Source organism: Anaerolineae bacterium (assembly GCA_013178165.1).
In the GTDB taxonomy this organism is placed as follows: Bacteria; Chloroflexota; Anaerolineae; order Aggregatilineales; family Ch27; genus Ch27.
Map to the genome: position 1 here is coordinate 98,577 of JABLXG010000006.1, position 21,725 is coordinate 120,301.

The window sequence follows — 21,725 nt, forward strand, 5'->3', positions numbered from 1 at the left end:
ATCAGCGGATCAGCAGGGCGCGGATCTCATCCCGCCAGAATATCATCAGGACAGTCGCCAGCACAATATAAGGCCCGTAGGGCAACGCCGTGAACAGGCTGTAACGCCGCCGGCTGATAAAGCGGCTCAGCAGATACAGGAGCGATCCCGCTGCCCCCAGCAAGATCGTCAGGATCAGCGCGAGGAGTATCAGCCGCCAGCCCAGCAGCATCCCGCTCAGCGTTCCCAGCAACACATCGCCAAAGCCAAAGGCCACTGTATCTGTCCGCATCAGGCGGGAAAAGCCCAGCCCGCCCAGATACATCACAAAGAACAGCAGGAAGCCCAGCCCGCCGCCAAGCACGGCATCCTGCCAGGCAGGGGGTGGCGCGAATAAGCTTCTCAGCAGCGCCACCAGACACGCCGGAAGAATCACTGCCAGCAAAATCAGGCGATGTTCGATGTCGATGACTGTGATTAACGCCAGGATTGCCACAACGAGCAGGTTGAAAAGCGTTTGTCCGGACCAGCCATAATGCCCCACAATCAGAGCGCAGGCGATACCCAGCCCGGCCTCTACCAGCAGATGCCGCCATCCCAGCCGCGCCCCGCCCGGTGATTCCCGCCGCCCGGCGGCAAAGGCCAGCAATGCCAGCCAGGTGACCGGCTGGCGAACCGATCCGTCCGGGTAGTGCGGGCGCAACGGACGGCCTCTAGCATCCGCCTCACCGGCGGCAACAAAACGCGCCGCTGGCAGGTAATCCGCCAGCGCGTTGGCAATTCCACCAGCTAGGATACCGATCAGCCCGCCCAGCACTATGTCAATGATGGACATCGGCTACAGCCCCAAACCTAGCAGGAGCAGTCCTGCAGGTGGCGGCGGAAGCAGCGAGATGATCATGCTCAGCACCATGATCACCGCGATGACAGCGGTGATGATCAGGGCAATACGCTGCTGACGCGAGCGGGAATTCAGGAGCTTATTCCTAGCAGTGCGCTTCTTGGCCACGTGAATCCTACCCTCCACAACGATCGAGCGGGGCCATTATACCACGTCCAGCCCGGTCAATGACTGGCCAACGCACCGGCCGTACCGGGGACAACAGCGTGGTAGAATCACCTCCGGCCACAGCGCCAGAACTGTCCACCATCAACCACCGGGAGTTCAGCCTTGATCGACCTGAAGCGAATGGCTACTGCACTGCTCATCGGATTGGCAATCCTGTCCGGCCTGCCGGAAATGAGCAGCCCGTCCATAACCGGGCAAACACCCGTGACCATCACGATCGGCACGACCGATTTTCCGCGCTCGTTGGACCCCGCCACCGCCGTTGACCTGCCGTCGGTAGAAGTGCTGAACCATCTCTATACCGGCCTGACCCGCCAGCGACCGGGCACGCTGGACTTTGAACTGGCCCTGGCGGCGGAACACCGTATCAGCGCCGACGGTCTGGAGCACTACTTCACCATCCGCAGTGACGCCGCCTTCGCCGATGGCACCCCGATCTCCGCCGCGACCTTTGCCCGATCGATCACCCGTGTCCTGAACCTGGGCCGGGAAGGCGCGGATGTCATCGGGCGCTATGTCGTCAGCGCCGCCGCAGAAGAGGGCAATGTCCTGACCATCAGGCTGCAGGTCCCGCTGCCGGATATCAAGCCGCTGCTGGCGCTACCTCAATTCTTCCCCCAGCATCCGGCTGTCTACCCGGACAATAGCGTACTGGCGGTGGAAGACATGTTGACTCTGATCGGCAACGGGCCATACCGAATCGACTCTTTTGAGCCTGACACCGCTATAACCCTGATGCCCGATCCCGCCTATCGTGGCCCGGCGCCAGCCAACGATCGGGTTGTGCTGCGCCGCTACGCCATACCGATCGATCTTCGCCGGGCGCTGGAAAGCCGCGAGGTAGATATCGCCTGGCGCGCTCTGGCCGAACCGGACCTGGCGCATCTGGCCCGGGACCCGGCGCTGATCCGGCTTGACCAGCCTAACCTGCAAACCTACTATCTGCTGCTTAACCATACACCGATGAGCATCAGCGGCCTGGATTCCTTTGAAGACCCGGCTATCCGACAAGCCTTCGCTCTTCTCGTCGATCGTGAAGCGTCCGCCAGCCTTGGCCTGCGCGATGCTGTCCTGCCTTTGTACACCGTACTGCCGCCAGAACTGAAGGCCGACAATGTACCTTTTCCCGTCCGCGACCCGAACCAAGCGGACGCTATCCTGAGTGAAGCGGGGTACCGCCCTCGCCGCCGTCCGATCAGCACCGCGCTCCTGATCGCCACCGATGCTTATGGCGACCGCATGGCCAGCGCTGCCGCCGAGATACGCCGGGCCATCGAAAGTAGTGAGATTATCGCCACCGTAGCCATCAACGATAGCCTGACTCCGACCTTCATCGGGGCCATTAACCGCGGCGAATACCTGTGCGCCATCATTGGCTGGCGACCGGCCTTTGCCAGCCCAATAGCCTACCTCATCCCTCTGGCTCGCTCGGATAGCCCGATCCCCGCCGGAGCCGGTTACAGCAGCGCAACGGTTGACCGCATGCTGCTGGAACTTGGCCTGACCCGGGATGAACAACAGCACGCTGAACTCTACAATGCTATCCAGCAGGAGATTCTGGCCAGGGTAGACCTGATACCTCTGTGGCAGGGCAAGGATGTCATCGTCTACAACGAGGCTATCACCGGGATTCTGCTGGAGCGCAACAGCTGGCTGCGCTACGATGCACTCTCGCGGCAACCATAAGCATGGATCAGTCTGATTTGACCTGCCACAGGACGGACCGCGCCCGCCCATCGCGGATGGTCCACACCGTCACAGCAGGGTGAATCAGATCCGCCAGGCTGATAATGATGTAGAAGGCGGCAGGGTACTGCGCTTCGGCGATATCGGTATCCGAGGGCCGCGGCGGGCCAGTCGGGTGCGAATGATAGATGGCGATCAACTCCCATCCCCGGCCTTCGAAGGCGGCAAGAGCACGCACCTGCTCGTCAGGTGCCATGCGGAAGCGCACCATAGGGTCATCAGCTACATTGTGGATCGGCCAGATCATCCGCCCCTCTGTGCCGATCCCGCCGATCAGGCCGCATGCCTCATCGGGATAGACCTGGCGAGCATGGGCGATCATCGCCTCGACCATCGCCACTGGGAGCGACAGCATCGCACCGCCTCCGCCCCCTTTCTGATAACTAAAGAGACGCCACGCAGGGGGTGGCGTCTCTCATGCTGCAACTGGCAAACTGGCTCTCCCCCCTTACGGGGCAGAGTCGTAACCAGGACCTTTCGAGAAGAAGTCGTAGTTGTGCTGGATGTCCGCGGTCAGATCCACCACCTCGCCACCCTTGGCAGTATAGCGTTCCCCGCCGAAAGGATAACGTTCCTGGCCAGCAGCCATCGTATACTGGGCCGGTACTTCTTCCTCAGGGAAGATGGCCTCAAACGGGCATTCCGGAACACAGGCACCGCAGTCAATGCAGGTGTCAGGGTCAATGAAGTACCAGGGCCACTCTGACTCCGGGAAGCCTGGAACAATGCACTCGACCGGGCACACCTCGACGCAAGCGCCATCACGCAGGCACAGACTCGTGATGATGTGAGTCATTTCCTCTCTCCTCACCAGTTAGCTTAAGAGGGCTTGCTCAGCTTCAAGCAACACTATACCAGTAACCCTCCCCCGGTGGCAAGCAATTGAAGCTCCGAACTTCCCCAAAAGTCATGACAAAAGTCCCCTTCCCGGCCAGGAAGAGGACTTTGACCTTGTGGCTACTATGAGCCAGATTGCCCGTCGGTTAGCCCCTGGCGGCGGCGTAAAGCTCCGCCACGTAGTCCCAGTTGACCACATTCCACCACGCAGCAATGTATTCCGGACGGCGGTTCTGGTACTTCAGGTAGTAAGCGTGCTCCCAGACATCCAGAGCCAGGAGGGGCGTCTTGCCTTCCATCAGCGGGCAGTCCTGGTTGGGAGTGCTGCTGACTTCTAGCCTGCCGCTGGCGTAGACAAGCCAGGCCCAGCCGGAGCCAAACAGAGTCGCTGCCGCCTTGGAAAACTGCTCCTTAAAGGTGTCAAAACCGCCAAAAGTCTGGTTGATGGCTTTGGCCAGCTCGCCCGTGGGCGTACCGCCGCCCCGTGGACTCATCATCCGCCAGAAAAGATTGTGGTTATAAAAACCACCGCCGTGGTTGCGTACCGCTGTGGGCAGCACCGCCACACCCTTGCGCAGGATTTCCTCGATGCTCAGATTAGCCAGATCGGTGCCTTCAATAGCAGCGTTAAGATTGTTGGTGTAAGCGGCGTGATGCTTGTCATGATGCAGCCGCATCGTCGCTTCATCGATATACGGTTCCAGCGCGTTATAGTCATAAGGAAGCGGGGGAAGTTCAAAAGCCATTTTTGCTGATCTCCTCTAAACCAATTGACATTGGTTGAGCACAATGCTACCATCCAGCCACACCATATTCTAACCAAATCATCCCAAATGTGTCAAAAATAGAACGATAGAAACGCGTAAGAAATGCGCGCTCTCCGCAGAGTTCGGCCACCCTCACCCTATCTTGCGCTGGCTATTGGCGTGCTGGCCGCTTCTACCGCGTCGCTCTTTATCCGCTATACCCAGCAGGAAGGCGTCCCCTCGCTGACTATTGCCGCCATCCGCCTGTCACTGGCCGCGCTATTGCTGACTCCGGTCGCTCTGCAGGGCTACCGCGGAGAGCTGCGTCGTCTTTCTCTCGCCGGGTACAGCCTGGCGCTGGCCTCCGGCTGCTTCCTGGCCATTCACTTTGCCAGCTGGATCACATCGCTGGAGCACACGTCTGTGCTGATCAGCGTGGTACTCGTCTCTACCAGCCCACTCTGGGTAGCCCTGCTGGCCCCGCTATTGATCCGCGAAGCATTCGACCGGCGCATCCTGTTCGGAATCATCATTGCTTTCGCCGGCGGCATGTTGATCACGCTGGCCGAGGACAACAGCGCCTCCGGCCCGCAACCTGCGCCACTAGTGGGCAGCGTGCTGGCCCTGACCGGCGCGATTGCTGTTGCCCTGTACCTGATCACCGGGCGCCGCCTGAGGGCCAACCTGAGCGTGGTGGCATATATCTGGCTGGTCTATGGCACAGCAGCCATCGTGCTGCTGCTGGCCGTCGCCCTGACTGGCGGCTCTCTAGCAGACTACAGCCCGACGGCATACTTCTGGATGCTCATGCTGGCCGTTATCCCCCAGCTTATCGGCCATTCGTCATTCAACTACGCGCTGGGGCATCTCCCGGCGGCTTATGTGAGCCTGGTCAGCCTGGCAGAACCTGCCGGCAGCAGCGTCCTGGCATTCATCTTCCTGGGGGAAGCGCCAGCGGTGCTGCAAGTCGTTGGCGCAGGGCTGATCTTGCTTGGCGTGTTCGTGGCTCAGCAGACAACCGCCCGGTCCGCCAACCCACCCATCCCCCCCGATATCCCCGTGGAATGACCCCGGCGCTAAGTCGCACATACCTGCGCCATGCTGGCCATACGCCATCGCAGCTACTCCCCGCTGATCCGGACGCCCTGAAACTGGTCAGTGTCACCCGGCCACTGCTCGAAGCCGATCGGATCGCCAATCGCCATATGCTGCTCCCAGAGGGCGTCAAATGTGCCATCAGCGGCCATAGTCTGCAACGTAACCTCAACGAGCGCCCAGAAGTCCGGGTCGCGGCGCGGCACGGCCAGCGTATAGTACTCCACGCTGTACCAGCGATCAGTCAGTTCGACCAGGGTCGGGTTCGCTTCAACCTGCGGGATCAGGCGCAGACTGTCGCCAAAGACGACATCCACATTCTTGTCAACCGTCAGGGAATAGACAGCATCTTCGTCATTGATGATCGTGAAGATGTTGACGGCTGTTCGAACGCTTTCCGCCAGTTCGTTGACCCGGTCAGCCGTTCCCGGCTCACTGGCGAAGATGCCTACCCAGCGCCCACCGCGCAGGTCGGCGTAGCCCTCAATCGGGCTATTCACCAGCCGCATCATCCGGTCGCCGTGCCGGATCAGCGGGGCCGTGTAAGCCACTTCGAACGGCCCGGTCCAGTTCGGGCTGACCCCGACACCCAGATCGGCCTGGCCGCCAGCCACCAGTTCAGCCGCATTGGCTGTTGACTCCGGGGCCACGGCCACCGGCACACCCCACCGCGCCGCCAGCTCATTCACCAGCGCCCGATAGAACATATCCAGCCGCAGGTTCAGACCGCCAAGCGGGGTATCTTCGCTGGCCAGCCCGGCCACGCGCAACGGCTCCCCGGCCAGCAACCGGTCGATCACCGAAGATTCCGGGTACACCAGCGCCGCATCAAAGTCGTTCAACCCGCGTGTGTCATCATTCACGCCTTCCCATACCGGGATCTCCAGCGAAAACGTCACATTGGGGAACCAGGTGCGCCGCATCTCATCCAGTTTGCCCGCCGCGTAGATTCGTTGCAGCGAACGATCGACCAGATAGCGCAGCGCATCATCATAGCGGCGCATCGCCACCGCATACGGCTCCGGCTCCAGAGGTTCGGACAACAGCCGCACCTCCTGCACCGTACGCATGGCCATCAACAGTTCCACCCGGTTGGCCAGCAGCGCGTCGATTTCACCGCTGCCCAGCGCCCCGACTGCCTGGTCAAGCGTCAGGTAGACCTGCGGCGTCACGGTGAATTGCTCCACACTCATGGCCCGCCCCAGGGCGCGTTCGCTGGCTGTGCCCTGCACTACCCCAACCCGCCGCCCGATCACCCCGTTCAGGTCCTGAATCGGGGAATCCTGGCGCACCAGGAACATCTGACCGCTGGCAAAGTAGGTGTGTGAAAAAGCCAGGTCGGCTTCCGCCTCGCGGCGATGCACCACGCCAGCCAGCAGAACATCCACCTCACCGGCCAGGAGCATGTCGATCGCCGTCTGGCGCGTCACCTGCACGAATTCAGCTTCTACCCCCCAGTCCTCGGCAATGGCGCGGGCCAGATCAGCCTCATAGCCGACCACCTGCCCCCGTTCACTCAGGCTACTCATCGGCGGAGTGTTGTACAGGACGCCAACCCGCAACACGCCATCGGCGCGGATGCGCTCCAGCGCCGAGACTGAAGGCCGTGGCGTGGGCTGAACCAGAATATTTGCCGGCACCGGCGTTGGTACCGGCAGCGTTGGAACAGCCTGGGAGATAACAGCCGGCGTCGATGTTGCGCTGGCACCAGCGCCGATCAACACTATTGCAGGCGTCGCTGCAGCAAAAACGCCATTTTCCGGTGGCAACGGCTGTGATGGCGCAGCCTGACAAGCTCCGAGCACCAGAAGCAGAACACCCCACAGGGCAAGCAGCCCCTTCCCATTGGACATAACTTTCCAGCCTCACACCCACAGTCAGGTTCCGGTCATAAAGATATGCATTGTGCCAGATATTGCCAGCCTTGGCCAGAAAACGCCAGCCAGTCCTCCGGTTTGCCGCTACCTCCTGGCGAAATGGCCGGCGTCCGATTCCGCTAATCAACAATCCCACACGCATCGTGGGAGAGATGGCATGTGGTATAATACTGCTGTTTCGCCAACAGTGATCGGAGGAGCGAAAAACATGTCTGTAGCGGTTCGGCCTTCAATAGACGAGCAAGTCGAAACCCTGATGCAGGGCACAGAATACGGCGACCCACACACGAAAGCCGTCATGGCGCAGGAATTGCGTGAGCGGCTGATCGAATCGGAAAAGACCGGGCGGCCGCTGCGTGTCTATTGTGGCTACGATCCGCGTACAACTGACCTGCACCTCGGTCACACCATCACCATGCGCAAGCTACGCCAGTTTCAGGACCTGGGCCATGATGTGACGTTCCTGATCGGGACGTTCACCAGCCTGATCGGCGACCCTTCGGATAAAGACAGCGCCCGCGAGCAACTCACCCCGGAAACGGTGCGCCTGAATGCGGAGACTTACGCCCAGCAGGCCTTCAAAATTCTCGACCCGGCCAGGACACGGGTGCGTTACAACGACGAATGGCTGTCCAAGCTCAATTTCGCCGATATCATCCAACTGGCCAGCAATTTCACCGTGCAGCAATTCCTGGCGCGGGATAACTTCCGCCTGCGTTACGAGGCCGGTCAGGCCATTCACCTCCATGAATTCTTTTACGCCCTGATGCAGGCCTACGACGCTGTGGCGCAGGAAACTGACGTCCAGGTCGGCGGGCAGGATCAACTCTTCAATATCGTCGTCGCCGGGCGTAAGCTCCAGCAGGCGCTGGGCCAGCGCCCCCAGGTGGCGATCATCATGGGGGAAAGTCTGCCGGGCACCGACGGCGTGATCAAAATGAGCAAGAGTCTGGGGAACCACATCCCCATCATGGCCCCGCCGGAAGATATGTACGGCAAGGTCATGAGCGTCCCGGATCACGCCATGCCGATCTATCACAAGCTGGTACTCGGCTGGTCACCAAGCCGGATCAGCCAGCTTGAAGCGGACCTGGCCAGCGGGCGGGTTCACCCGCGTGATGTCAAAATGGCCCTGGCACGGGAGATCGTCACCATCTTCCACAGCGCAGAAGCAGCGCAGGCCGCCGAAGAGGACTTCATCCGCAAGTTCCAGGAACGTGGCATCCCTGATGACCTGCCTGTTGAGCGTCTTGGCTCGCCAGAACGGATCGTCGATCTGCTGGAACGGCTGGGCATGGCGCCCTCCAAGGGCGAAGCCAAGCGTTTGATCAAGAACGGCGGAGTCCGTCTCAATGGTGAACCGGTTGATGACGTGAGTGTGGAGATCACACCGGACGATCTGCCGGTTGTATTGCAGGTGGGCAAGCGCAAATTCGTCCGCCTGGAAAAAGCCTGAGTCGATCCTGGCCAGAGAACACCACGGGGGTCTGTCCGGCTAATGGGCAGACCCCCGGTCGTTTCCTCCGATGGGTGGCTGTTCTTCGTGGTCCAACCGGCGCAGGATATCGCGGAGGGGCGAAAGCTGCACCAGCCACAGCAACCGCCGCAAAGTCCGCACCAGGTTGGATCGCTGGCGCGCCAGGAAGTAGGCCATCTCGCGCCGGTAGCGATTGAGACGAGCCTGCTCCGGCGGGGGCGTGACGCCCCAGGTCAGCGCTGTCGCTCCCCAGGCCAGCCCCGCGCCAAAGGCAACCAGCACCACGGTATCATTCGGCTTGAGATCGCCGCGCTCAGCAGCCTCCGCCATAGCAATGGGGATAGAGGCCGCAGACGTGTTGCCGTATTGATCCAGATTCATGATGAAGCGTTCGATCGGGAGATCGAGACTCTTGGCAGCGCGAGTGATGATCCGCTCGTTGGCCTGGTGAGGAATCACCCAGTCCACGTCAGCCAGCGTCAGGCCCGCCTTTTCCAGCACCTCCAGGACCGACTCTCTGATCACCCGCGTGGCAAAACGGAAGACCTCCTGACCATTCATGGTCATTTTGAACGGCGCCACCTCCCCATTCCCGCGCAAACCGGGATCAGGACTGCCCACCAGCGGCGCATTGAGCAGGTCGCGGCCAGAACCATCAGAGTGAAGCACACTGGCCAGTATGCCGCCGGGAATATCGCTGGCTCGCAACACCACCGCCCCGGCGCCATCGCCGAACAGAATACACGTGCCGCGATCCTGCCAGTTCACAAGGCGGGACATCGTCTCCGATCCGATGACCAGCGCCGTGGTAATGCTGCCTGAGATGATCGCCTGGGCCGCCATGCTGAGAGCGTAGATAAACCCGGTACAGGCGGCGCTCAGGTCAAACGCCCCCGCCGCGCTGGCGCCCAGCGCATCCTGAATCAGGCTGGCTGAGCTGGGAAAGATATGCTCAGGCGTCGAGGTCGCCACGATGATCAGGTCGATTTCCGCCGGCAGCACGTCGGCGACCTCCAGCGCCTGGCGCGCCGCCGCGAATCCCAGCGACACAGTCGTATCGTGCTCGCCAGCGATGCGGCGCTCACGGATTCCGGTGCGCTCGCGGATCCAGACGTCGGAAGTATCCACGATGGCTTCCAGATCGGCGTTAGTGAGCACCCGTTCCGGAAGCGCTTTGCCCCAGCCGACAATGTGAGCATAACGGGGGGCATGGAGGAAGTTAGTGGCCATTGCCCGTGAATCTGCCAAAGATCACGACAGCGTTGTGCCCCCCAAAACCGAAGGAATTGCTCATGACGACATCAAGCTGCGCGCTGACGCCCACATTGGGGGTATAGTTCAGGTCGCACTCCGGCTGAGGGTTATGCAAATTGATGGTCGGCGGAATGAAGTTGTGGTTGATAGCCTCCAGGCACAACACCGCTTCCACCGCACCCGCGGAACCCATCAGATGGCCAGTAACCGATTTGGTCGAGCTGATCGGGACATTGTAGGCATGCTCGCCAAAAACAGCCTTGATTGCGTTGGTCTCGCTGAGGTCATTCAGCGGCGTGCTGGTACCGTGTGCGTTGATGTAGTCAATATCGTAGATAGTCACGCCCGCGTCCGCCATCGCCTTACGCATGGCCATCTGCGCGCCTTCACCATTTTCCAGCGGTGCAGTGACATGATAGGCGTCGGAAGTCGTGGCGTAGCCCAGCACTTCGCCGTAGATGTGAGCGCCCCGCGCTAGGGCGTGCTCCAAATCCTCCAGGACAAGCAAGGCCCCGCCTTCGCTGACCACGAAGCCATCGCGATCCCGGTCAAACGGGCGGGAGGCTCCCTTGGGGTCATCGTTGCGGCGGGAGATGGCCTGCATATTGTTGAAGGAGGCCATCGCCAGCGGCACCAGCCCGGCTTCCGAGCTTCCAGCGATCATGACTTTTGCTGCCCCGCGCCGGATCATCTCCGCCGCTTCCCCGATGGCGTTGTTGGAGGTAGCACAGGCGGTAGAAAGCGCCATGCTCGGTCCGCGCAATCCCCAGGTGATGGAAACTTTGGAGGCGGCGCTATCCGGGATCATCATTGGAACCAGGAACGGACTGATACTGCGTGAGCCTTTTTCGATGATCCGGTAAACGCTCTCGATGGTGCTTTCGATCCCGCCGATGCCCGTGCCTACGATAACGCCGATGTCATAGCGATTATCGTCGGTCACCTGCAGGCTGGCGTCTTCAATAGCCTGCCGGGCGATCTCCATCGCAAACTGCGTCAGGCGATCCATGTGGCGAGCCTCACGCCGTCCAAAGATCTCGTCCGGGTCGAAGTTGCGCACCTCGCCGCCGAACTTCACCGGCAGATCATCAACGCTGAAGCGCTTGATATAGTCGATGCCGCTCACACCATTGGCGGCGTTCTGCCACGCCTCGCTGACTGTGTTGCCAATCGGGCTGAGAATGCCCATACCAGTCACTACCACACGACGTCTTTCCACAGGGTGTTCCCTCCCGGAATAATCATCTTGCCGGAAACCCGGCTCTGGCCCATCCGGCGGTGTGAACCAGAGTCGAAGTCCAGATTATACATCAAAATATAACCCCGATCGGTTACGCGAGTCGCGCCCCAGGGCAATCGCATCAAAAGTGCTGATAGGGAATAATAGGATGCCTCTAACCAGGAGGCACTATGTCAGACGAAAACCCGATCAGCTTACTCATCAGTTTTCGGGACCTGCCCGATCCCCGAGTGGAGGGGCGTTGCGATCACAAGCTCATCGATATCATCGTGATAACGGTGTGCGCCGTTATTGCGGGAGCGGAGAGCTGGGTGGATGTGGAGAGCTTCGGTAAAGCGAAGCAAGAATGGTTGCACACTTTTCTCGACCTGCCGCATGGGATACCGTCGCACGACACGTTCGGGCGCTTTTTCGCGGCGTTGGATGCTGAGGCATTTCAGACGGCGTTCATGCGCTGGGTGGAAGGGGTCTTTCGGGTGAGTAGAGGTCAAGTCATTGCGATTGACGGCAAGACAGCACGGCGCAGCCATAACCGAAGCCTCGGCAAAGACGCCATCCATATGGTCAATGCGTGGGCCACGCACAACGGCATTGCCTTGGGGCAGTGGAAGACAGACGCGAAATCGAATGAAATCACGGCGATTCCGCCGCTGCTACGCCAGTTGAAAGTGGCGGGCTGTATTGTCACGGTCGATGCGATGGGTGCTCAAACCAAGATCGCCCAGGCGATTCGCGATGAAAAGGCCGACTACGTGCTGCGGGTCAAAGACAATCAGGGGCACTTGCACCAGGACATTCAAGACTGGTTCGCGCATGCGGACAACGTGCAATTCGCTCAGATGCCACACAGCTATGCCGAAACCATCAATAAAGGCCATGGACGCATCGAAATTCGGCGGTGCTGGGCCATCAGTGACCCCCTGGCCTTCGAATACCTCCGCAATTATGAGGGTTGGACTGATTTGCAGACCATTATACGGGTGCAACGTGAGCGACGACTTCCAGACAAGACCGAGCTCAACACGGCCTACTACATCAGCAGCTTGCCCGCTGAGGCTGAACCCCTCCTGGATGCCACGCGCTTCCACTGGGCGGTTGAAAATAGTCTTCACTGGGTCCTGGACGTCATCTTCAGAGAGGACAATGCCCGGGTCCGCCTCGGGCACGCCGCCCACAACATGGCGATCTTGCGACACTGGCGCTCAACATTATCAAAAAGGACTCTTCCAAGGGGAGTATCCGCACCAAACGCTTCAAGGCCGGCCTTGATATCACCTTCCTTGAACGGTTACTGGAACAAATTTGATGCAATCGCCCTGGTCGCGCCCCATCACACTTCGTGCTCGCATAGCGCCGGAATCACATCCGCTGCCTCCGATGGCCCCTATGCCACCATGCCCGACAATCATTGACAGCACAGTTTCACTGTATCCTATGCGCCGCGTTACTGCACCTCGCATGTTCTTTCCTGGCCCCCGGCCTTCTGTTCTCTTCCTCCATCTGCGCCCCGCCCCAAATCACCTGATGATTGTCCGAGATCGCGTGTTATAATGCCCCGCATGATTCTCGTCACAGGCTCAACCGGATTTATCGGGCGGCATCTGGTTCCTGCACTGGTCGGGGCCGGATGGCCGGTTCGCATCCTGATCCAGGCGCCGCCGGGCAGCGTTCAACTTCCCTGGCCCGGCCTGGCGGTGGATGCTTTCCATGGCAGCCTGTACGACCCGGACACCTTGAGTGAAGCCCTGCGCGGCGTGCATACCGTCTTTCATCTGGCCAGTGCTCAGTGGTGGGGGCGGCCCCGCGATCTGGAACGAGTCGATCTGGGTGGCACAGCCGCCCTGCTTGAGGCTACCCGTCGGGCGCGAGTAGGCCGGATAGTGGTGATGAGTCACCTGGGCGCGGCCTCCACCTCGGCATACCCGTTGCTGCGTTTCAAAGGGCAAGTCGAGGGCCTGGTGGTATCCAGCGGCGTGCCCTACACCATCATCCGCAGCGGTATTGTATTCGGAGAGCAGGACCGCTTTGCCAACAACATCGCCATGTTGCTGAGGACCAACCCCGTGATCTTCCTGCAACCCGGTGAAGGCGAGAATCTACTGCATCCGCTTTACATCCGGGACCTGGTTGCCGCCCTGCTGGCCAGTATGGACCATCTCGACACCGTCGATCGCGTGCTGGAGATCGGCGGGCCAGAATACATCACGTTCACCGAAGTAGTCCGTACGATCATGCGCGTGACCAATACCCCGCGCATAATCATACAGGTGCCACCGTATACGCTGCGTTTTCTGACAAGGGTAGCCCGCCGCATCTTCCCGCGCTGGCCGGCCACCCACCAGTGGTTTGATCTCCTGGCCGGCCACCGGACAGCCGCTCTGGACACCATCGGCGACCTGTTTGGCATACGGCCGGCTCGCTTTGAGGATACACTCTTAACGTATATGCCGGGACGGCGGTACGAACTGGAGCTGTTCCGGTTTCTGTTCCGCCGCCGGCGGCCACGAGGAATTTAGCATTATGACCAACATTCAGATCCAACCGCTGACCACCTGGCCGGAGATGGTCGCGCTGGCAGAAGTACAGCGACAGGTCTGGGCTAACAGCCCGGAGTATGTCATCCAGCCCCACTGGTTGCTTTCTATCGCTTCCAACGGCGGGCTGGTACTCGGCGCGTGGGATGGGGATCAGCTCGTCGGCGGCGCCGTGGCCACCCTTGGCGCCGCCTCCGCGGATGAAAACCGGCCAGCGATGGCTAACCTGAAGCTCAATTCGGAACTGGTAGTCGTGCACGAGGCCTATCGCCACCAGGGCATTGGTTACCACCTGAAGCTGGCGGAGTATCACTTTGCCGCCCGGCGCGGCATCCGTCTGATGACCTGGGTCTTCGATCCCCTGCATGGCGAGTACGCCCATATCACCGTGCGCAAGCTGGGTGCGGTGATTGACCAGTACTACCCGGATTACTACCCGGTCCCACCGCAGGCAGCGGGCGTGCCCGCCTCGAGAGATCGTGTCCAGGCGGATTGGTGGCTGACCAGCGAACGCGCACTGCAACGCATCAGGAAAGGCCGCGCGCCGCTGACCCTGGCCCAGTATTTGGATGGTGGGACGTGTATTCTGAATCCGTCCACGTTTGATGACCGCCTGTTGCCCGTCCCAGGGGATGACTTCCTTCAGCCGCCGGGCGCGCTGGGCCTGATCGAAATCCCAAGCCGGCTCAACCTGATCGAACAGGCTGACGCTGGGCTGGCGCAAGCATGGCGGGAGCATATCCGAGCCGTGCTTATCACGGTCATGAGCCAGGGATTCATCCTGACGGATTTCGTGCACGAGACCTACAAGGGACTTCTGCGCAGCTTCTATGTGTGCAGTCACCAGGAAGCGCTGCGCAAGTTTGATCGTAGCTTCAACCAGAATTAATCCCGTTGTAAGGAGGCTGTTGCTTGACCACCATTACCATTAACCAGATCCGCCTGCACCGGGTGGTGATGCCACTGGTAGAGCCGCTGCGCACCAGTTTCGGCCTGGAAGCAGTACGTCCCGTACTGCTGGCGGAGGTTCGCGCTGGCGACCTGGTGGCCTGGGGAGAATGCACTGCAGCGGCGGAACCGGGCTACTGCTACGAAACCGTTGGCACGGCCTATCATATCCTGACCAGGTTCCTGATCCCCGCCCTGGTGGGGAAGACACTGCATCATCCATCGGACGGGACACGGCTGATGGCCAGCGTGCGCGGGCACCCGCTAACCAAAGCAACGCTGGATAGCGCCCTCTGGGACCTCTGGGCGCAAGCAACCGGCCAATCGCTGGCGGATACACTATGGTCGGCGCGGCCATTGCAGGCCCCTCGCCGGGAGCATGTGATGGTCGGTGTCAGTATTGGCATCCAGCCGACTATCGATGACACGCTGGCAATTATCGAAAAGCGGCTGAAGGAAGGCTACCGGCGCATCAAACTCAAGATCAAGCCCGGCTGGGATATTGAACTGGCTTCAGCGGTGCGCGCCGCCTACCCGGACATTATGCTGATGCTCGACGCCAATAGCGCTTATACACTGGACGACGCCGACCACCTGGCCAAACTTGACCGCTTCAACCTGCTGATGCTGGAACAGCCGCTTGGTCACGACGACATCTACGAGCACAGCAAACTACAGCCGCGGCTGGCAACCCCGATCTGCTTGGACGAAAGCATCCTGTGCGCCAACGACGTGCGGCTGGCGCTGCAACTGGGCGCCTGCCGGATCATCAACCTCAAGCCGCCGCGTGTGGGCGGCCTGAGCGAAGCCGTCGCCATCCACAAGGTGTGCTACGACGAAGGCGTGCCGCTGTGGGTTGGGGGAATGCTGGAAACCGGCGTTGGCCGGGCGCAGAACCTGGCGGTGGCCAGTTTGCCAGGGGTGACCCTGCCCAGCGATCTCTCCGCGACCAACCGTTATTACGCGCCGGACATCACCGAGCCACCCTTTGTGCTGAACCCGGACAGCACGATCGATGTGCCGCGCGGGGTCGGCTCCGGCGTTGCCGTCCAACCCGACCGGCTGGCGGCCTTCGGCGCAGCCTGGGATGCCACTTTTCCAGATATTATGTGAAGTAGAAGCAGGCGTCAGCGAGCGCCAGGGAACAGGGGGCAACCGTGTTTGAAGATTTCACCATAGCTTTCATCGGCGCCGGAACCATGGGCGAAGCCATCATTCATGGGCTGCTGTACGGGGAGATGCTCAGGCCAGACCAGATTCTGGCCGCCGATCCCCGCGTCGAGCGAATCGAAGAACTGGCCACCCGCTACAGCATTCAAATCACGTCCAGCAACGTCGAAGCAGCGCGTGAAGCTGACCTGCTGATCCTGGCGATCAAACCGCAGGTGTTTGAGGAAGTTGCGGCGGAATTGCTGGGTCAGGTGCCTCCGGGAGCACTTGTCCTGAGCATCCTGGCCGGCGTACCGATACGCCAGATCATGAGCGGGCTGGGCATCCGGCGTGTGGTCAGGGCCATGCCCAACACACCGGCGCGCATCAGGCAGGGCATGACCGTCTGGACCGCCACGAATGAGGTGCCGGAGCCGCAGATCGCTCAGGCGCGGGCCATTCTCTCTGCTCTGGGCGAAGAAGTCTACGTCGATCACGAGGACTACCTGGACATGGCGACGGCGCTGAGCGGCACCGGCCCGGCATATGTGTTTCTCTTCATGGAGGCAATGATCGACGCCGGGGTGCACCTGGGCTTTTCCCGCCAGGTAGCGGCCAAACTGGTCTACCAGACCGTACGGGGATCGGTCGAGTTTGCGCTGGCGACTAACGAACATCCGGCGCACATGCGCAACCAGGTGACCAGCCCCGGCGGGACTTCCGCCGAAGCCCTCTACCACCTGGAAAAGGGCGGCCTGCGGACCGTGATCTCGCGGGCGATCTGGGCCGCCTACCGGCGCAGCGTGGCGTTGGGCAGCGGTGGCAAGGTCTCCCGGCTGGGTGGCCGCGATCCGGAAGATCTGGGCGACAACCGGTAGAGCATAAATGGCCTGCACTGGCCAGCCAGAAGTGGACATAACCACTCCTATAGTGTAGACTTAGTGACAGACTTCCCAAACGGGCCGTGTTTGATGCGCCCATTGAGAGGACTGACCGGCCACATGGCCCGACAGCCGGAACGGCATTCGCAGAAAGAGTCTTTTGTACCGACGATGGCGGGGCTGGCGCTCTTAAGGCAGCCCATCTGATTGCGGGAGGAAGATTGCATGACGGAATTTACCAGCGACATCACCAGGTCGTTGCTGGCCCAGATCGAGGAATACAAACCGGAAGTTGAAACTATCGAGGTCGGCCATGTGCTGGTAGTTGGCGACGGCATCGCCCGTGTTTCCGGCTTGCCGAATGTTCGGGCAAACGAACTGGTCAGCTTCAGCAACGGCGTGCCGGGCATCGCTTTTAACCTGGAAGCTGAGTCGGTCGGCGTGATCATCATGGGCGAATACGCCGACATCAAGGAAGGCGATGAGGTGCGGACCACCGGACGGATCGCCTCGGTGCCCGTCGGCCCTGCCCTGATCGGGCGCGTGGTCGACGCCCTGGGCAACCCGATCGACGGCAAGGGGCCGATTGACGCGACCGAATTCTACAACATCGAACGCATCGCCCCCGGCGTGATCGAGCGTCAGAACGTTTTCCGCCCTGTCCAGACGGGTGTCCGTGTGATCGACGCGCTCACCCCGATCGGGCGCGGGCAGCGCGAGTTGATCATCGGCGACCGCCAGACCGGTAAGACCGCTCTCGCTCTGGATACAATCATCAACCAGCGGGATAAGAACCTGCACTGCATTTACGTCGCCATCGGCAAGCGGCGCGGGGAGATCGCCAACACTGTAGCAACGCTCGAGAAGTATGGTGCGATGGACTACACGACCGTCGTGGTGGCCTCCGCTTCGGATCCAGCCGCACTGCAATACCTGGCGCCCTATTCCGGCTGCGCCATGGGCGAGTACTTTATGGAAAACGGCCAGGATGCCCTGGTGGTGTACGACGATCTCTCCAAGCATGCCTGGGCCTACCGCCAGGTCTCGCTGCTGCTGCGCCGCCCGCCGGGACGCGAGGCCTACCCCGGCGATGTGTTTTACCTGCACAGCCGCCTGCTGGAACGCGCGGCGCAGCTGAGCAAGGAACGTGGCGGCGGGAGCCTGACCGCACTGCCGATCATCGAGACATTGCTCGGCGACATCTCGGCTTACATCCCCACCAACGTGATTTCCATCACGGACGGCCAGATTTACCTGGAAAGCGACCTGTTCTACGCTGGCATCCGCCCGGCCATGAACACCGGCATCAGCGTCAGCCGTGTGGGCGGCGATGCCCAGGTGCGGGCTATGCGCCAGGTTGCCGGCGGCCTGCGCATCGACATGGCTAACTTCCGCGCCCTGGCGGCGTTCGCCCAGTTCGGCTCTGACCTGGACAAAGATACTCAGCGCCAGCTTGAGCGTGGGCGGCGTCTGACTGAGATTCTCAAGCAGCCGCAGTACCAGCCAACACCGCTGGTTGACCAGGTTGTGCTGATCTATGCCGGGACGCGCGGCTACCTTGACCAGATTGAGGTGACGCGGGTCAAGGAATGGGAGGAAGGGTTCATCCGCTTCCTGCAGGCGCAGTTCCAGGATGTGGTGAATGGTATCGAGACTGAGCTGCGGTTGACGCCGGAAATTGAGTCCCGGCTTAAGGAAGCCATTCAGACTTTCAATGCCACCTGGGCCTAAAGGGGCACCGATATGCCAAACGTACGCGAGATCCGCAAACGTATCAAGAGCGTCAGGAATATCGGGCAGGTCACGCGAGCGCTGGAAGCCGTTTCGGCCTCCCGCGCCCGCAAAGCCCAGCAACAGGCCATGGCCAGCCGCGCTTATGCTCAGAAAGCCTGGGAGGTGCTGGTCAACGTGGCTTCCCAGGGAGGCGCGGGACGGGCATTGCATCCCCTGCTGGAAGTGCGGGCTAACCCCACCCGGATTTGTATGTTGCTGATTTCCGGCGATCGCGGCCTGGCTGGAGCCTACAATACCAACATCGTCCGTGTAGCAACGACCTTTGCCCGCAACCTGTGCCAGGAGAATTGCTCGGTCCAGTGGGTCACGGTCGGGCGCAAGGGTCGTGATGCCCTGCTCCGCATGGGTCAGCCGGTCGTCGCCCAGTTCAGCCACCTGCCAGCGGAACTGACCATCGCCGAGGTGATCCCCATTGCCAGAACAGTCATTGACGAATTTCTGACTGGGCGCGCTGACCAGGTGTTCATTGCTTTCACCGACTTCAAGAACACTCTTAGCCAGGAGCCGGTGGTGGTCAACCTGCTACCGTTGCGCCCATTCCAGACGGACAACCCCGTGCTCAACACGTACATCAAGCGCGAACCAACCGTGACTACAGAGGGACGCGAGTATATTTACGAACCGTCGGCGCAGGAAATCCTGGATGAAGTACTGCCGCGGTTTACCCAGCTCCAGATTTACCAGGCTATCCTGGAAAGCCAGGCCAGCGAGCATTCCGCCCGTATGATTGCCATGCGCAACGCTTCGGAGAATGCCGAAGCACTGGCTGCTGACCTGCAATTGAGCTTCAACAAAGCGCGCCAGCTGGCCATTACCAGCGAAATCCTGGATATTGTCGGCGGTGTGGAAGCTCTCCGCGAACAGGCGGAAGCCGTGGTGCGCGATATGCAGGAAGCCTATTCGAAAACGGCTGCGGCGGCCCGCTAGCGCCCGAACCTGACGCTGCGGGACGACTGCTATTCTTGAGGAGAAACATTTGATGAGCGAAGTGCAGGGTGTGGTAACACAGGTGCTGGGCGCAGTGGTGGACGTGGCGTTCCCGCCGGACAAGCTGCCCAGGATTTTCGATGCGATCCGTGTGCCGCGGGACGGGGCGGAAGACCTTATCCTGGAAGTGCAACAGCATCTCGGCGGCGACCAGGTGCGTACCGTAGCCATGGACGCCACTGATGGCCTGGCCCGTGGCCAGGCGGCCTATGCCACTGGCCTGCCAATCCAGGTGCCAGTCGGCGAAGCCGTCCTGGGCCGCATCTTCAATGTGCTGGGGCGACCGATCGACGGCAAACCCGCGCCGGTGGATGCGCCGCGCAGCCCGATTCATCGATCTGCCCCATCGTTCGAGGAGCAGTCGACCGCCATTGAGATGTTTGAAACCGGCATCAAGGTCATCGACCTGATCGCGCCATTCCGCAAGGGTGGCAAGGCCGGCATCTTTGGCGGGGCCGGTACGGGCAAGACGGTCATCATCATGGAGTTGATCCGTTCCATCGCTACCGAGCACAGCGGCTTTTCCGTCTTTGCCGGCGTCGGGGAGCGCACCCGCGAAGGCACCCAGCTCTACCACGAGATGATCGAAAGCGGCGTCATTAACCAGACAGCGATGGTCTTCGGCCAGATGAACGAGCCGCCGGGCGTCCGCCTGCGCGTTGCACTCTCCGGCCTGACCATGGCCGAACACTTTCGGGACGAAGGACGCGATGTGCTGCTCTTCATCGACAATATCTTCCGCTTCAGCCTGAGCGGATCGGAAGTCTCGGCGTTACTGGGCCGGATGCCCTCCGCGGTCGGGTACCAGCCAACTCTGGCGCAAGAGATGGGCGATCTGCAGGAACGCATCACCAGCACCACGCGCGGTTCGATCACCTCGCTACAGGCGGTCTATGTTCCCGCGGATGACTACTCCGATCCAGCGCCGGTGGCAGTGTTCACCCATCTCGATGGTTCGATTGCCCTGGAACGCTCGATTGTGGAAAAAGGCATCTATCCGGCGGTGGATCCGCTGGCCAGCACCAGCCGCATTCTCGACCCACTGATTGTCGGCGAGGAGCACTACAACACCGCTCGCGAGGTGCAGCGTGTTCTGCAGCGGTACAAAGACCTGCAGGATATCATCGCCATCCTGGGCATCGACGAGTTATCCGACGAAGACAAGCAACTGGTGGCCCGCGCCCGCCGCGTGGAGCTGTTCCTGAGCCAGCCATTCTTTGTGGCCACTCAGTTCACCGGGCGGGAGGGACGTTACGTACCGATCCACGAGACCATCAAAGGCTTCCGTATGATCCTGGATGGCGAGCTGGATCACATCCCTGAGGAGATGTTCCGCATGGCCGGGCCGATCCAGGATGTCCTGGATCGCTACGAGCAGGCGCAAAAATCAGGATAAAGTGAGGACAGCATGCCCATCCATATCGAGGTTGTGACCCAGGAACGGCTGATCCTCGACGAACCGGCCGCCGACATGATCATCCTGCCAGGCAAGGAGGGTGTCCTGGGCGTCCTGCCGCGCCACACGCCTCTGTTGACCACCCTTGACATCGGCGAGTTGCGCATCAAGGCCCATGGCACCGAGCACGTGCTGGCAGTCTACGGCGGCATCGTCGAGATCCGCCCGGACAAAGTCGTGGTGCTGGCGGATATGGCCGAACATGCCGAGGAAATCAACCTGGAAAAGGCAGAGGAAGCCCGGCGCACGGCCCAAGAAATGATGCGCAAGGGGCCGCCCCCGGATGAGGCAGCGATCATCATGCAGGAACTGCGCCGCGCCGAACTGGCGTTACGTGTCCGCCGCCGCGCCCAGTCGCGGGCGGGCACCGTGACCCTGCGCCCTGACGACGGCGAAAAAACGTAGGCGGCAAGCGGCCCGTTCGATAGCGCGAACCGTGGAGGCTAGCGCCTGCGCTGCATCCTGAGCATGCCACAGCACGCCTGGACGACGTAATCCGGGCGTGCTTGCTGTTGGCGCGGCGATCTGCTATGGAGTATGCGCCCGGTTTGCGGTATCATGCCCCCTCGTTCAGGCGGAATCTCCCGCGCCTCTGCTAACTTGAGGCATCCTGAAGAAGTTCTTCGTTTACAATGATGATGGTGAGTACGCGCCTG

At 61.0% G+C, this 21,725-nt stretch carries 19 protein-coding genes and 1 pseudogene; 12 read left to right on the plus strand and 8 right to left on the minus strand.

Going from position 1 to position 21,725, the window contains the following annotated elements:
* Position 1: 1 nt before the first annotated feature.
* Together HPY64_06725 and HPY64_06730 are read right to left on the minus strand one after the other, a co-directional pair.
* Positions 2 to 814 carry a prepilin peptidase gene (locus tag HPY64_06725; GenBank protein ID NPV66822.1) on the minus strand — a complete coding sequence of 271 codons (813 nt, stop codon included), beginning with the start codon at positions 812 to 814 and terminating at the stop codon, positions 2 to 4.
* A gap of 3 nt (positions 815 to 817) precedes the next feature.
* On the minus strand, positions 818 to 988 hold the full coding sequence (locus HPY64_06730) for a hypothetical protein (protein NPV66823.1): 171 nt from the start codon (positions 986 to 988) through the stop codon (positions 818 to 820).
* A gap of 162 nt (positions 989 to 1,150) precedes the next feature.
* Here HPY64_06730 and HPY64_06735 point away from each other — a divergent pair, with 162 nt between their 5' ends.
* Complete coding sequence (locus tag HPY64_06735) at positions 1,151 to 2,734, plus strand: hypothetical protein (GenBank protein ID NPV66824.1); 1,584 nt, start codon at positions 1,151 to 1,153, stop codon at positions 2,732 to 2,734.
* A 7-nt stretch (positions 2,735 to 2,741) separates the two neighbouring features.
* On the opposite strand, the gene HPY64_06740 is transcribed toward HPY64_06735, so the two are convergent.
* From HPY64_06740 to HPY64_06750, 3 genes are all read right to left on the minus strand, one after another.
* Complete coding sequence (locus HPY64_06740; protein ID NPV66825.1) at positions 2,742 to 3,149, minus strand: M67 family metallopeptidase; 408 nt, start codon at positions 3,147 to 3,149, stop codon at positions 2,742 to 2,744.
* A 93-nt stretch (positions 3,150 to 3,242) separates the two neighbouring features.
* Positions 3,243 to 3,590, minus strand: coding sequence for a ferredoxin family protein (locus HPY64_06745; protein NPV66826.1), 348 nt, complete (start codon positions 3,588 to 3,590; stop codon positions 3,243 to 3,245).
* A gap of 187 nt (positions 3,591 to 3,777) precedes the next feature.
* Positions 3,778 to 4,377, minus strand: a complete 600-nt coding sequence (locus HPY64_06750; protein NPV66827.1) for a superoxide dismutase — start codon at positions 4,375 to 4,377, stop codon at positions 3,778 to 3,780.
* A 123-nt stretch (positions 4,378 to 4,500) separates the two neighbouring features.
* On the opposite strand from HPY64_06750, the gene HPY64_06755 reads away from it, so the two are divergent.
* A complete protein-coding gene (locus tag HPY64_06755) occupies positions 4,501 to 5,445 on the plus strand; it encodes a DMT family transporter (GenBank protein NPV66828.1) in 945 nt (314 codons plus the stop codon).
* A gap of 53 nt (positions 5,446 to 5,498) precedes the next feature.
* Here HPY64_06755 and HPY64_06760 read toward each other — a convergent pair whose 3' ends face one another.
* Positions 5,499 to 7,112: a transporter substrate-binding domain-containing protein gene (locus HPY64_06760; protein NPV66829.1), complete on the minus strand. Its 1,614-nt coding sequence runs from the start codon at positions 7,110 to 7,112 to the stop codon at positions 5,499 to 5,501.
* A 445-nt stretch (positions 7,113 to 7,557) separates the two neighbouring features.
* Between HPY64_06760 and HPY64_06765 the strand changes: the two genes are divergently transcribed.
* Positions 7,558 to 8,805, plus strand: coding sequence for a tyrosine--tRNA ligase (locus HPY64_06765; protein ID NPV66830.1), 1,248 nt, complete (start codon positions 7,558 to 7,560; stop codon positions 8,803 to 8,805).
* A 39-nt stretch (positions 8,806 to 8,844) separates the two neighbouring features.
* Here the strand turns inward: HPY64_06765 and HPY64_06770 are convergent, their stop codons facing one another.
* Both HPY64_06770 and fabF read right to left on the minus strand, forming a co-directional pair.
* Complete coding sequence (locus HPY64_06770; GenBank protein NPV66831.1) at positions 8,845 to 10,056, minus strand: ketoacyl-ACP synthase III; 1,212 nt, start codon at positions 10,054 to 10,056, stop codon at positions 8,845 to 8,847.
* A complete protein-coding gene (gene fabF, locus HPY64_06775; protein NPV66832.1) occupies positions 10,046 to 11,299 on the minus strand; it encodes a beta-ketoacyl-ACP synthase II in 1,254 nt (417 codons plus the stop codon). Before fabF ends, HPY64_06770 begins: the two co-directional genes overlap by 11 nt.
* A 191-nt stretch (positions 11,300 to 11,490) precedes the next feature.
* Here fabF and HPY64_06780 point away from each other — a divergent pair.
* From HPY64_06780 to atpC, 9 genes and pseudogenes are all read left to right on the plus strand, one after another.
* Positions 11,491 to 12,626, plus strand: a pseudogene (locus HPY64_06780) (ISAs1 family transposase).
* 253 nt (positions 12,627 to 12,879) lie between these two features.
* Positions 12,880 to 13,836, plus strand: a complete 957-nt coding sequence (locus HPY64_06785) for an NmrA family NAD(P)-binding protein (GenBank protein NPV66833.1) — start codon at positions 12,880 to 12,882, stop codon at positions 13,834 to 13,836.
* A 4-nt stretch (positions 13,837 to 13,840) separates the two neighbouring features.
* On the plus strand, positions 13,841 to 14,743 hold the full coding sequence (locus HPY64_06790; GenBank protein ID NPV66834.1) for a GNAT family N-acetyltransferase: 903 nt from the start codon (positions 13,841 to 13,843) through the stop codon (positions 14,741 to 14,743).
* Between the two features lie 32 nt (positions 14,744 to 14,775).
* Positions 14,776 to 15,915 (plus strand): o-succinylbenzoate synthase, encoded by a 1,140-nt coding sequence (gene menC, locus HPY64_06795; protein ID NPV66835.1) that lies wholly within the window; start codon positions 14,776 to 14,778, stop codon positions 15,913 to 15,915.
* Positions 15,916 to 15,959: 44 nt separating this feature from the next.
* Complete coding sequence (locus tag HPY64_06800) at positions 15,960 to 16,829, plus strand: pyrroline-5-carboxylate reductase (protein NPV66836.1); 870 nt, start codon at positions 15,960 to 15,962, stop codon at positions 16,827 to 16,829.
* Positions 16,830 to 17,057: 228 nt separating this feature from the next.
* Positions 17,058 to 18,563, plus strand: a complete 1,506-nt coding sequence (locus tag HPY64_06805; protein ID NPV66837.1) for a F0F1 ATP synthase subunit alpha — start codon at positions 17,058 to 17,060, stop codon at positions 18,561 to 18,563.
* 12 nt (positions 18,564 to 18,575) lie between these two features.
* Positions 18,576 to 19,553 (plus strand): ATP synthase F1 subunit gamma, encoded by a 978-nt coding sequence (atpG, locus tag HPY64_06810; protein NPV66838.1) that lies wholly within the window; start codon positions 18,576 to 18,578, stop codon positions 19,551 to 19,553.
* Positions 19,554 to 19,605: 52 nt separating this feature from the next.
* Positions 19,606 to 21,009: a F0F1 ATP synthase subunit beta gene (gene atpD, locus HPY64_06815; protein NPV66839.1), complete on the plus strand. Its 1,404-nt coding sequence runs from the start codon at positions 19,606 to 19,608 to the stop codon at positions 21,007 to 21,009.
* A gap of 12 nt (positions 21,010 to 21,021) precedes the next feature.
* Positions 21,022 to 21,474 (plus strand): ATP synthase F1 subunit epsilon, encoded by a 453-nt coding sequence (gene atpC / locus HPY64_06820; GenBank protein ID NPV66840.1) that lies wholly within the window; start codon positions 21,022 to 21,024, stop codon positions 21,472 to 21,474.
* Positions 21,475 to 21,725 lie beyond the last annotated feature (251 nt).